The following is a 12,075-nucleotide window of genomic DNA, read 5'->3' on the forward strand; positions in this document are numbered from 1 at the left end:
AGTTCGAGTGCCAATGGCTGATTTGTCCGATTTTCAAGAAGTGAATGAAATCCGCTCCGACGGCAGGTAAAGGTGCAGGTCATTCAGTGTGCTCCCCGCGCACGCGGGGATGGTCCCGAGTACCCGCCCGGGACGAAACTGTTCCAGCTGTGCTCCCCGCGCACGCGGGGATGGTCCCATCGTCGCCGCCTTCTACGACTTCGGTGTCTCGTGCTCCCCGCGCACGCGGGGATGGTCCCTACTACCCCCAAGCCGAACCGACCAGCGTGACGTGCTCCCCGCGCACGCGGGGATGGTCCCGCTGAGGTTCGGGTCGTCGATGAACTCGTTGCGTGCTCCCCGCGCACGCGGGGATGGTCCCCTGTCCGGGCGGCCCGAGCGGGTGCTGTCGCCGTGCTCCCCGCGCACGCGGGGATGGTCCCGGCCAGACCGACATGCGAGAGCGCGCCGCCATGTGCTCCCCGCGCACGCGGGGATGGTCCCGCCGCACCAGGAAGGAGACCCCCGGTGAGTGAGTGCTCCCCGCGCACGCGGGGATGGTCCCGCCGCACCAGGAAGGAGACCCCCGGTGAGTGAGTGCTCCCCGCGCACGCGGGGATGGTCCCCTCAGCACAGCCGCCCGCGTCGCCTGGGCAGTGTGCTCCCCGCGCACGCGGGGATGGTCCCAGTGAGGGCTGCGACGTTTTCCAAGAAGACGAGTGCTCCCCGCGCACGCGGGGATGGTCCCTCCCCGGTGCGCCGTAGATCCACGCGAGAGAAGTGCTCCCCGCGCATAGAGATTTCCGCGCGTGGGTTTGGAAACTCCGTCACCGCTTGCTTCACTTCCCTATTGGTGAGTTCGCACCTATCTGTCAACTGATAGGCAATCGGTTGGCGTTCTGACGGTTTCGTCCTCGGATGTTGGCGAGTGCGTCAAGCGCGGTGTCGTCGGCGTTCGGGAGCGTGTGCAGGTAGCGCTCGGTTGTGGTGATCGATGCGTGGCCGAGGCGCTCCTTGACGACCATGAGGTCGGCTCCGCCGGCCAGGAGCCAGGATGCGTGGGCGTGGCGGAGTTCGTGCGGGGTGATGTCCTTGGGCAGGTCGGCCTCCTCGCGGGCCGGGTGCCAGATGTTGGTGCGGAAACACTGGGCGGGGATGTGGCCGTCGGTGTTGACCTGGCGGCGCCTGCGTGGTTGGTCCTTGCCTTCGGCGCGGCGCAGAGCGCGGTAGCGGGCGAACGCCGTGCGGCAGTGTTCGCAGCGGCACTTGCCGTTGGTGTAGGCCGCTGTGGTCCCGTGCCGGTAGCGGCGGCCCTTGTCGTTGGGTGAGGTCATCCCCAGGTCCACCCCGTCGGGGAGTTCGGGGATCGGAGCATCGTCGTGGTCGGGGAACTGGAACAGCAGGTCCTCGTCCCTGATGCCGTTGGCCAGGGCGAACGCTGCGATCCTGGTCACCAGCGGGCGGCGTGGCTTCAGGCGGCGGAACTTGCCGTCCTTGGGATAGTCCTTGGCGAGGAACCGGCCGCCGGTGGAGTGGAGGCGAGGCGCGATCTCGACCGCGGCGCGGCTGGCGGTGAGGATGCCGCTCGGCCGCTCCAGGTCTTTCATCCGCAGCTCGCTCGGCTCACCCCAGCGCAGCCCGGGCTCGATCGCGACCTCGACCAGAAGCTGGAAGACCTCACCGTCGATGTGGGAGTAGAACTCGCCGAACTGCTCTGGGGTGATGGTCTTCAGGGGCTTGCGGCCGACCTTCGGCAGGACGACGCCTTCGCACGGGTGGATGAAGATGATCTGGTTCAACAGGGCTGTAGAGAATATCGCGCTGAGAACGGTGACGATCCGCTGGATCGTCGAAGCCGCGAGGCTGTCCTGCTGCCGAGCACGCACCCACTCCTGGACATGGCCTGGAAGAATCTCATTCATTCTCATCGCCCCGAACTCGGGGATGAGATACCGGTTGACCGTTTAGGTGACGTTCTGTCGTGTGCTCGGCTCCATCACATGGTTGGGGAGCCAGGTCCCGGTGACGTAGTCGACAAAGCGCTGCTTGCCGTGGCGTGTGCTGGTGATACGCCCCTCTGACACCTTGACCTCGGCGCGCTGCCACGCTCTGTCGGCCTCTTTCTTCGTCGAGAAAGTCCCGGCGGAGCGCTCTCTTCTCTTGATGTCGGTGTAGTAGGCGGTGTACCGAAGTTCGCCGTTCCTGCCGATGCGCTTACGTGAGAAGCCCACTCCTCACTGAGGTTTGAGTGTTCGGTTCTGCGGTGGGCGCGGGTTCTTTTCGGAGAAACCGGAGAAAGACGAGACATTCCACCCCCGCGTTCGGGGCGCCTCGACCGGCCACCGGCAGCCCGTGGTGGCCCATCGCGGGGGTTGGTGTGGAATGCCCTGGGCCGATCGGCCGCCCCCTCCTCTCCGCACGGCCGGTGTCCGTCGCGAAGGCGGCCGTCAAACCTCAGTCTGCCCTCACTCACCTGACCGTGATCTGACCGTGGCAGCCCCCGGTACTCAGCGGTTCCAGGCAGCAGCGTGCGGCCCCTGATTCCCTGCGTCACCAGGGGAAACGGGAGAAAGGCGAAGCATGTGACAGGGCTTCGAGGAGTGTCTATTTTCGCTGATAAGGATGAGGCCCCAGGTTCAAGTCCTGGTACGCCCACTTGTTCTCCCAGTCCAGAGCCCGGTTCTCCACAGCGGGAACCGGGCTCTTGATTGTTTGGGGCACCATCCGTCCGCGAGGCGGACGGATGGTGCGCATGACCGCGGCGCCCGGGCGCGGGCACTCGTGCCCACGCCCGGGCGCCGTCGGAGAAGACGGATGCGGTATCCCTTCTCCGAGGTCGGAATCCCCCTCGGTCGACGGCGGGAGCGGCCGCTGATTCGGCGCGACGGCGGTTGCGCTGGAGCGGCTCCGTCTGGGACGCCGACACCGGACCTCGGCGTTTCCCGCCGGTCCGCGTGGCCTCGCCTCCGGACCGGAACCCGCGGACAACCTGGATCGGTTCGGCGAGGTCCTCGGCCGGAACCCGGTACTCCAGGATGTCCCTGTACCGGACCGGCCCGGGGACCTGGGCGGTGAACGGACGGAGCGGTCCCACATGCTTCGATCACCGGCCGGGTAGACCCAGGCGGAGAAGCTTTCACCGGAGGAGGAGTGGCTTGTGCTGTCCGACCGCGGTCCAACCCGCACTCCCCCATCCGTTCCGGACTCCGGCGGGAACCCTCCGCACCTCGCCGGTGGACCGGGCGACCTCGGGGACCGGCTGTGAGGCGGCTTGTCCCTCCCGAGGCCTCGGAGGAGTACCTCGACCTGGACGGTGGACGGGTCCGTGTGCTGACAGGTGGAGAGACCGACCGCCGACCGGTGCTTCTGCTGCACGGAGGCAGCATCGACAACGCGGCGGTCTCCTGGTACCGGCTCTTCGCCCCGCTCAGCGGGGACTGTCGGGTGGCCGCCCCGGACCTGCCGGGATTCGGCGCCACCTCGGGGATCGAGCCGGTGGGCGGCCCCGCCGACCAAGCCGACTTCGTCGCCCGGGTCATGGACCGACTGCGCTTGGCCGAAGCGGTGGTGATCGGGGTGTCGATGGGGGGAGACGTGGCGCTCAACCTGGCGCTGCGCCATCCCCGACGAGTTCGCGCCCTGGTGCTTGTCGCCCCCGGCGGACTCATCCCCGCGATCGCCAACCCGGTGGCGCACACCGCCAGTTGGTTGAGCATGCAACTTCCCGACAGGCTGCTGCTGGGCGCCGTGAACCTGGCCAACCGGTTCGTCCGGATCGCGCTGCGCGCCGTCGTGCACGACCCCGCGACACTTCCGGAGGAAGTGGTCGCCGAGGTCGGACGTGAGGCGCTGCGTCCGAACGCGGGCATCGGCTACCTGCGGTACAACCAGGCGTGCATCGGCCGGAGGGAGATGCGCAACAACCTGCTGCCAGTGGTCGACCGGATCACTGTTCCTGCCCTCTTCTTCCACGGGGAATCCGATCCACTGGTACCGCCGGAAGGCTCCCGCCGCGCCGCCGCACTGATGCCCGACGCCCGTCTGGTCCTGGTGCCGGAGTGCGGGCACTGGGCGCAGTTGGAGGCTCCTGGGCGTTTCGAGGCCGAGGTCACCGAGTTCCTCACCGCTTTGGACCGTGGAGGGCCGCGGATGGCGGAATGACCGTCACGTCCCGGTGCTGTGGTGCTCAGATCCTCCCGGTGGCGGCGGGATTCTTCGCCGACCGCCGGATCGCCCCGAACGCGGTACGGCGGGGCCCAGCCGACGCCTGCTGCCAGCGGTTGCGGAGCCGCAACCGAGGAGTTCCGTGGAAGGACGGTACTTCGTGCGGCGAACCGGGGTAGCGGAGTGATGACGGACGGAGGAACCGTGGGGGAGAGTATGCGCGATCGGAGCGGCTCGATGCTGGGCGGCCTGCTGAGAGCCAGCCACCTGGTCTCGTTGGAGGAAATTCCGGCTCTGGCTGCCGAGCATGCCGCCACGGGGGGGTTCTCCCAGACGATGATCTACCTGTCCGACCTGCGGCAGCAGTCCCTGCTGCCGCTACCGGGCCAGTACGACGAGTTCGGCGAGCCGCTCAAGCCGATCCGCATCGACACCACCCTGGCGGGACTGGCCTTCCGGAGCGAGGAGACCATCGCCACCAGTGCGGTCTCCCCCTCGGAGTCGGACACCGCGCCGGCGACACCCCACACCGACGGGGAACTCCAGCGGCTGTGGGTGCCGCTGCTCGACGGCACGGAGCGTATCGGCCTCCTCGGAGTCACCGCGCCCGGTGTGGACGAGGACGTCCGGCAGCGGGCGAAATGGCTTGCCTCCCTGGTCGCACTGATCGTGGTGAGCAAACGCGCCACCAGTGACGCCTACGCGCGCCTGGTGCGCGCCGACAGGATGTCGGTCTCCGCCGAGGTCCTGTGGAATCTGATGCCCACCTCCACCTTCGCCAACAGGAAAGTCGTGGTCAGCGCCGCGCTGGAACCCGCCTACGACGTCGGCGGCGACGCCTACGACTACTCTCTCGACGGCGACATACTGTACCTGGCGGCTTTCGACGCCATGGGCCACGATCTGTCCTCGGGGCTGACCGCGAGCATCGCCATGGGCACCTGGCGCAACCACCGCCGCCAGGGCAGGGATCTGCTCACGACCAGTGAGGCGATCGACGAGAGGGTCGGGGAGCAGTTCGGCTCCTCGCGGTTCGTCACCGGGATCCTCGCCGAACTGGACCTCCGAACGGGGTGGCTGACCTGGGTCAACTGCGGCCACCACCCGCCGCTGGTGCTGCGCCGCGGCCGTCCGGTCGCCGTTCCGGAGAGTTCGCCGGTGCCCCCGATGGGCCTCAGAACGGGTATCGCGGCCGAACCCGTCCGCTACCAGCTCGAACCCGGGGACCGGCTGGTGTTCTACACCGACGGTGTCACGGAGGCGCGAAGCCCCGGGGGAGAACTGTTCGGCCTGGAACGCTTCACCGATTTCCTCGTCCGCCACGAAGCCGACGGCCTGTCGACACCCGAGACCCTGCGCCGACTGATGATGAGCATCCTGGACCACCAGGACAGACGTCTCCAGGACGACGCCACGGTGCTTCTCGCCGAGTGGCGTACCCAGCGGCACCGGCAGTTCCTGATCTGATCACGGGAACGGCGCTCAGAGCCGGAAGTGCAGCCGGAACTCGGTGTGGCCCGGGCGGGTGTGGACGCGGACCAGGTCGCACAGGTGGTTGACGAACACCAGGCCCCGGCCGCGCGGCTGGGTGATGTCGGGGCGGAGGCGGCCGGTGAGCGGATTCGGGAGGTGGCCGGTGTCCTCGACCTGGCAGACGAAGACATCCGGCTCGGTCCACACGGCCACCCTGCCCCCGGTGGCGGTGTGTTCGACGGTGTTGGCGACCAGTTCGTTGACGGCGACGGCCAACTCCGCGATCCGGACCTCAGGCACTCCGGCGGCCTCGGCCTGCTTGGTGACGAAGAGGCGCGCCTCGGAGAGCGCGGTCTGGCCCGCGTAGTCGAGGACGGCCGCGTCCGAGGGCGGGAACGGCAGCGGACGGTTGAACTCGGCAGCCAGTTCCAGCGGGTCGGTGTAGGCGTCACTGGGATGGCGTGCCCCCCGCTGCTCCACGAGGGGATGGGTGCGGTGGGCGTCGGAGAGCGTGACGGTGCCGAGGCGGCGTGCGTCGTAGGGGCACAGGATCGTCGCGTCGCGTCCCGCGAAGGCGGCGTTGATGAGCGCCTCGTGGGTGACACAGGCGGGGTATTCGACGCCGGTGCGGCCCGGCCAGACGGGCTCGCCGATGATGGACACCCGCCGTCCGGGGTGGGCGTCGGCGAAGTCGAGGAGGACGCCGGGCAGGATACGGCCGGGGTTGCGGCCGGCCGTGGCCATGTCGGCGAAGTCGACCTGCCGCGCGTCGGCGCCCAGTGCGGCGCGGAGGAGGTCCAGGTTGTCCGAGGGAACGGCTACCAGGACAGGACCGCCGCTGGACAGGGCGGTCCGTACGAACGGCACGGTGCCGGCCAGGTAGTCCGCCTCGCTGCGGTACAGCAGCCCGATGTGCTCGAAGGGACTGGCTTCCCCGAGATGGTCCGTGGCGGTCGCGGTGGTGCTCATGCGATGTGTTCCCTGACAGACAAGAGGCCCTCAGCATCCGTTTCGATGGTCACTCCCGACACGTCGGACCCACCGGCGGGGCGGAGCGGTTCCACCATGAGCGGGGAGGCACCGACAATGCACAGTCCTGCGGGACCGTCAGCGTGGCGCGGGTCAGGGCATACGCGGCGGCGGAGATCGGCTCGCCCACGTCCACGACCGGTGTGACCGGACGGAAGCGGAGCGACTGTCGGTGGGTTCTTCCGGTGTCTGGTCGGACTGCTCCCGGCGGACGGGCCAGAGGCGCCGATCAGTCGTGGTCCGATCGGATCGTGGGTCCGTAGGACGTGTGGTCGGGGTTCCCGGTGATGGTCATCGGTCACCCGCGGACTCTCTCCGGCGGTGGCTCGCGGGGTGGCGCGTATGTCGGTCGCCGTCGTAGCCCCGGTCGCCGAGAGCACGGTAACACTCCGGGACGACAGGTCACGGGTGTCGGGGTTTTCCGGGGAGGTGCCTCCTCCGGTCCTACGGGGGCCGCCGGAGACGCGCGGCGGCGGTTCCCGTGAGACCGGGGATGCCGAAATGTCGACAAGGCGGCGGGGAGACTTCTCGACTTTTCGACGCGGGGGAAGGGGTGGCTCCGTCACCGTTCCGAGGGGGCGCATGGTCGGGACCGATCGATGCGCCGACGGCCCCGACCACTGCCGTGGAGGGCTACAGACGGGCCTTGAGCAACTGCTTGGCGCGCTGCGCCCGCTCCCGGTCCACCTGCTGGACCTCCCTGAAGAACTGGACCAGTTCGTCGTCTCCCGCCTCCTGGGCGTCGGCGATGTAGCGGTCGACCGTGTCGCCCTCCTGAAGCATGTGGTAGAGCACGCTCACCACGTCGTAGTGCTCGTCGCGGGTCCTGGTGGCGGTCTCCTGGGCCATCTCGCCTCCCTCGTGTCGTCATTGTGCGGTGACCTTGCCGCAGGTCACCGCATTCCTGACACGTGGATGCGCTACCCGTGGCCCCCGTCCGGAAACACGCGGTCGATCCGGTGGCCGTCTCCGGGGCGGTCCGGTCCCCGTTCCGCAGGTATGGAGAAATGTTAGTGACTAACGTATGGTGGTGTCCGTGAACCGGCGAACCGAGAAGAAGGCACGCACTCGGCGCTCCCTGCAGGAGGCGGCGTTCAGGCTGTTCCTGGAGCAGGGGTACGAGGGCACCACGGTCGCCCGGATAGCCGAGGAGGCAGGAGTGTCGCACATGACCTTCTTCCGGCACTTCCCCACCAAGGAGGACGTCGTTCTCCAGGACGAGTACGACCCCATGCTCGAAGAGCTGGTCCGCGCTCAACCCGCCGACGCTCCTCCGCTGGACCGGGTGCGTGCGGCGGTCCGGATCGGGTTCGGTGAGGTCTACGCCCGCGACCGCGAGTCCCTGCTGCGGCGCTGTCGGCTGATACTGGGCGTTCCCGTGCTGCGTGCACGCATCGCCGACAGCATGGCCTCCTCCCGTACGGCGTTCGAGCGTGGACTCAGCGCGCCGGAGGAGTACGACGATCCTCCCCTGTGGGCGCGTGCCGTTGCCGCGGCCTGCACGGCCGCCTTGGCGGTCGCGGTGGTCAGGTGGGCCGAGGACGACGGAGACACCGAGTTGCCGGATCTCGTCGACGAGGTGTTCGACGCGCTGAGTGCCTCTCCCGCGCCGGTGCAGGGGAAGCGGCCGTGACCGAGACGGTCATCACGGTCGAGAACCTCACCGTCCGCTACAGGGGCGGGGCACGACCGGCGGTCGACGGCATGTCCTTCGAGGTCGCCCGGGGAGAGGTGTTCGGCTTCCTCGGACCCAGCGGCGCGGGCAAGTCCACCACCCAGCGGGTGCTCACCCGACTGCTGCGCCGCTACGAGGGCGAGGTACGGGTGCTGGGCCGTCCGCTGGGGCGGTGGGGCGCCGACTACTTCCAGCGGGTCGGCGTCGGTTTCGAACTGCCCGCCGGGTTCGGCAGGCTCACCGTTCGGGAGAACCTGGCGGCTTTTGCGTCGCTGTACCGGGGGCCGGTCGCCGACCTCGACGAACTGCTGGCCCGGGTCGATCTCGCCGACGCCGCCGACCGTCGGGCCGGTGACCTGTCCAAGGGCATGCGCATGCGACTGAACCTGGCACGGGCCATGGTCAACCGACCGGAGCTGCTGTTCCTGGACGAGCCCACCTCGGGGCAGGACCCGGTACGCGCGGCCCGGCTGCGCGGTCTCGTCCGTGCGGCGGCCGAGGCCGGAAGCACCGTCTTCCTCACCACACACGACATGGCCACCGCCGACCTGCTGTGCGACCGGGTCGCCTTCGTCGTCGGCGGGCGGATCGCCGCCGTCGACACCCCGCGCGGTTTCAAACTCCGCCACGGCCGTCCCGGAGTGGTGGTCGAGTTCCGCGTCGACGGCGGACCTCCGCGGCGCCGGGAGTTCACGATCGGCGCACTGGTCGACGACCCGGAGTTGCGCAGGCTGCTCGCGGAGGGCGCGGTGGAGACGCTGCACACCCGTGAGGCGTCGCTGGACGACGTCTTCGCGGCCGTTACCCGGGAGACGCTGTGAACCGGTTGCTCGCCGCCGGGGCCTTGGAGGCGCGTGTGGCGGCACGGTTCGGCATCGTGCCCACAGCGGTCGGGCTCGGCGTGCTGTGGACCCTGGTGTTGGCCGCCGTGCCGGTGGAGAAGGCCCGGGCGCTCGCCGGTGTCCTGCTCTTTGTCGACACCGCCGGGTTCGGGGCGTTGTTTGTTGTGGCGCTGCTGCTGTTCGAACGGGTCGAGGGAACACGTGACGCCTTGGCGGTCACTCCGTTGCGCACCGCTGAGGGGATGACCGCCCGGTTGCTGCTGTTGACCGCGCTGTCGGTGCTCATCGCCTTCCCCATGCTGGTCGCGGCGGCTCGTGACCGGCCCGCGGAACTCGCCGGGGTGCTGGCGCCCGCCCTGCTGGGGGTGGCTGTCACCGCGCTGCTGTTCCTCACCGCGTGCCTGGCGGTGGGGGCGCGGTTCCGGGGGTTGTCGGGTTTCCTGCTGGCCATGCCGCCGGTGGTCGCGCCGCTGATTCTCGTGCCGCTGGCGTATGCCGGGGGAGTCCTGCACCATCCGGTGGTGCACGCGGTGCCCACCACCGTCGGAGTCGATCTGGTCCGTCTGGCCCTCGATCCTGGTTCGGTGGACCGGCATCCCGTCGTGCTCGCGCTCGCTGTCGGTTATGCGCTGGGCTGGGCGGCGGTGGGAGGGGTGACGGCGTGTCGCGCCGTTGCCATGGGACCGTCGCTCCCGGTGCCGCCCCCGTCTCCGAGGGGCGTCCGCGCGTCGGGCGGCGCGGTCTCCCCGCGTCGCACCTCCTTCCCGGTGGCGCGGTTCGCCCGCGTCGACCTGGTCGGTTCTCGGCGCGACCCGCTGCTGGTGCTGCTGCTGGCGGCGCCCGTGCTGCTCGCCGCCGCGATCCGAGTGTCTTTTCCCCAGGCTGTGGATATCGTCCGCGTCTCCTACGGAATCGATCTGGCCGCGCACACCCCCGCGGTGATGGCCACGCTCGTCCTGCTGCACGTGCCCATGATGTTCGGTGTCGTCGGCGGACTGCGCGCGGTGGAGGACGCCGACGAACGTGTGCTGTTGGTGTTGCGTGTCTCCCCACTCTCACTGTGGGCCTACCTGGGGTACCGCATGGTGGTCGCCGCTGCCGCCTCCCTGCTGGGGCTGGTGGTGGCCCTGCCGCTGAGCGGTCTGTCGCCCTCGGGATGGTCACCGGGGCTGGTGGTCGCCGTGGTTCTGGCCGCACTTCAGGCACCGGTGCTGGTGGTGTCGCTGACCGCGCTGGCCGCGGACAAGGTCACGGCCCTGGTCGTGGCCAAGGGAGCCGGAGCCGTGCTGGTTCTCGTCCCCGTCGTGCTGTGGGCGCTGCCGGACTGGTGGCGACTGCCGTTCCTGGTCCTGCCCCCGGCCTGGCCGGTGCTGGCGGTTCCCGAGTACGCCGCCGGGGCGCCGGGGCCGTGGGGATGCCTGCTCGGCGGGGTTCTGGTCACCGCCGTGGCCGTGGCCGTCCTCCTGGGGCGCACCCGGCGTGCGCTCGACGTGAGGTGACCCTCGGTACGTCGGCGACTCGGAGCACCGTTATCGCTCCGGTTCCCTGAGCGAGCGTCCGCCGGGATGACCCGTCGGGACGGTCCTCGGAGCGACCGCCCCTTACCGACGAGGACATCGCCCGCAAAAGCAGTGAGTGCCCGGGAGCCATACGGTGGACTGACTCCGAGCACGGGTGCGCCCCGGGGACCGGTGGTGTCTGGCGAGGCCGGGGCGGCTAGCGTGGGGAACCATGACCGAGCCGTGTGGACGGGCGGGCTTTTGCCCGGACGACCGGGGGCGCCGCGGTCCCGGCCGTGACGAGATCCGGTGGGTGACCGCGTTCTGGCGGGAGTTGGGGCTGCCCGGACTGGTTGACGTGCACACGCACTTCATGCCGGAGCGGGTGCTGGCCAAGGTGTGGGCGTACTTCGATGCCGCGGGGCCGCTGGTCGGCCGGAGTTGGCCGATCACCTACCGGTTCGCGGAAGAGGAGCGGACCGCACTCCTGCGGGCCTTCGGGGTGCGGGCGTTCACCTCCATGCTCTACCCGTACAAACCCGGCATGGCGGAGTGGCTGAACGCGTGGGCCGCCGACTTCGCCGCGCGCACCCCCGACTGTCTGCACACGGCGACGTTCTTTCCCGAACCCGACGCTCTGCGGTACGTGACGGAGGCGGTCGAGTCGGGGGCCCGGGTGTTCAAGGCCCACCTTCAGGTGGGCGGCTACGACCCGAACGATCCACGGCTCGACGGGGTCTGGGGGCTGCTGGAGGACCACGGCATCCCGGTGGTGACGCACTGCGGTTCCGGCCCGGTTCCCGGCGCGCACACCGGGCCGGAACCGGTCGCCGCCCTGCTCGCCAGGCATCCTCGGCTGCGCCTGGTCGTCGCGCACCTGGGCACCCCCGAGTACGCCGAGTTCATCGCCCTGGCGGGACGGTACCCGCGGGTCTGCCTGGACACGACGATGGCGTTCACCCGTTTCACGGAAGAGGCCGCGCCGTTCCCGCGCCGGGAACTTCCCCGCCTGCTGGACCTTCAGGGCCGCATCCTGCTCGGCACCGACTTCCCCAACATCCCCTACCCGTACGGGGAGGCGCTGCGGGCACTGGCCGACCTGGACCTGGGGGACGACTGGCTGCGTGACGTCTGCCACGACAACGCCGCCCGGCTCTTCGGGATCAGCTGAACCGGTTCCCGACAGCCCGGCTCCTTCCCCGGGCATCCGTCACGGGGCACAATCCGTGAACGGCCGTCTCGGCTGCTCCGGGAGACGCGGGGCCACTCGTGTTGTCCCCTGCCGATTGTCGCCCAACGGTTGTCGTCGCAGGTCACCGCATGCGGTGACCTGCGAGCGCGTGACCCGGTGAGTCCTGTCGGAAACACGTCACCCGCCACGCGGCCCCGGTGGTGCGAACGGGTTCCAGGACGT

At 69.6% G+C, this 12,075-nt stretch carries 10 protein-coding genes and 1 CRISPR repeat array; of the genes, 6 read left to right on the forward strand and 4 right to left on the reverse strand.

Going from position 1 to position 12,075, the window contains the following annotated elements:
• Window positions 1-88 precede the first annotated feature (88 nt).
• Window positions 89-727: a CRISPR direct-repeat array (repeat unit 29 nt; unit sequence GTGCTCCCCGCGCACGCGGGGATGGTCCC).
• 124 nt (window positions 728-851) lie between these two features.
• Window positions 852-1,865 carry a tyrosine-type recombinase/integrase gene (locus NI17_RS24565; protein WP_369975008.1) on the reverse strand — a complete coding sequence of 338 codons (1,014 nt, stop codon included), beginning with the start codon at window positions 1,863-1,865 and terminating at the stop codon, window positions 852-854.
• 78 nt (window positions 1,866-1,943) lie between these two features.
• Window positions 1,944-2,210: a hypothetical protein gene (locus tag NI17_RS20075; protein WP_068693082.1), complete on the reverse strand. Its 267-nt coding sequence runs from the start codon at window positions 2,208-2,210 to the stop codon at window positions 1,944-1,946.
• 1,030 nt (window positions 2,211-3,240) lie between these two features.
• Between NI17_RS20075 and NI17_RS20080 the strand changes: the two genes are divergently transcribed.
• Together NI17_RS20080 and NI17_RS20085 are read left to right on the forward strand one after the other, a co-directional pair.
• A complete protein-coding gene (locus NI17_RS20080; protein WP_119268209.1) occupies window positions 3,241-4,140 on the forward strand; it encodes an alpha/beta fold hydrolase in 900 nt (299 codons plus the stop codon).
• Window positions 4,141-4,359: 219 nt separating this feature from the next.
• The gene (locus tag NI17_RS20085; RefSeq protein WP_068693142.1) at window positions 4,360-5,610 is read left to right on the forward strand and encodes a PP2C family protein-serine/threonine phosphatase; all 1,251 of its coding nucleotides are present in this window, start codon (window positions 4,360-4,362) and stop codon (window positions 5,608-5,610) included.
• A gap of 15 nt (window positions 5,611-5,625) precedes the next feature.
• Here NI17_RS20085 and NI17_RS20090 read toward each other — a convergent pair whose 3' ends face one another.
• Window positions 5,626-6,585, reverse strand: coding sequence for a sensor histidine kinase (locus NI17_RS20090; RefSeq protein WP_068693083.1), 960 nt, complete (start codon window positions 6,583-6,585; stop codon window positions 5,626-5,628).
• 693 nt (window positions 6,586-7,278) lie between these two features.
• Window positions 7,279-7,494 carry a hypothetical protein gene (locus NI17_RS20095; protein WP_068693084.1) on the reverse strand — a complete coding sequence of 72 codons (216 nt, stop codon included), beginning with the start codon at window positions 7,492-7,494 and terminating at the stop codon, window positions 7,279-7,281.
• A 187-nt stretch (window positions 7,495-7,681) separates the two neighbouring features.
• Here NI17_RS20095 and NI17_RS20100 point away from each other — a divergent pair, with 187 nt between their 5' ends.
• From NI17_RS20100 to NI17_RS20115, 4 genes are all read left to right on the forward strand, one after another.
• Window positions 7,682-8,278, forward strand: coding sequence for a TetR/AcrR family transcriptional regulator (locus NI17_RS20100; RefSeq protein WP_234402073.1), 597 nt, complete (start codon window positions 7,682-7,684; stop codon window positions 8,276-8,278).
• Complete coding sequence (locus NI17_RS20105; RefSeq protein WP_068693085.1) at window positions 8,275-9,141, forward strand: ABC transporter ATP-binding protein; 867 nt, start codon at window positions 8,275-8,277, stop codon at window positions 9,139-9,141. Before NI17_RS20100 ends, NI17_RS20105 begins: the two co-directional genes overlap by 4 nt.
• Window positions 9,138-10,661 (forward strand): fluoroquinolone export ABC transporter permease subunit, encoded by a 1,524-nt coding sequence (locus NI17_RS20110; protein WP_068693086.1) that lies wholly within the window; start codon window positions 9,138-9,140, stop codon window positions 10,659-10,661. Before NI17_RS20105 ends, NI17_RS20110 begins: the two co-directional genes overlap by 4 nt.
• A gap of 232 nt (window positions 10,662-10,893) precedes the next feature.
• Window positions 10,894-11,832 (forward strand): amidohydrolase family protein, encoded by a 939-nt coding sequence (locus NI17_RS20115; protein WP_084012778.1) that lies wholly within the window; start codon window positions 10,894-10,896, stop codon window positions 11,830-11,832.
• Window positions 11,833-12,075: the final 243 nt, after the last annotated feature.

It is taken from the genome of Thermobifida halotolerans (assembly GCF_003574835.2).
In the GTDB taxonomy this organism is placed as follows: Bacteria; Actinomycetota; Actinomycetes; order Streptosporangiales; family Streptosporangiaceae; genus Thermobifida; species Thermobifida halotolerans.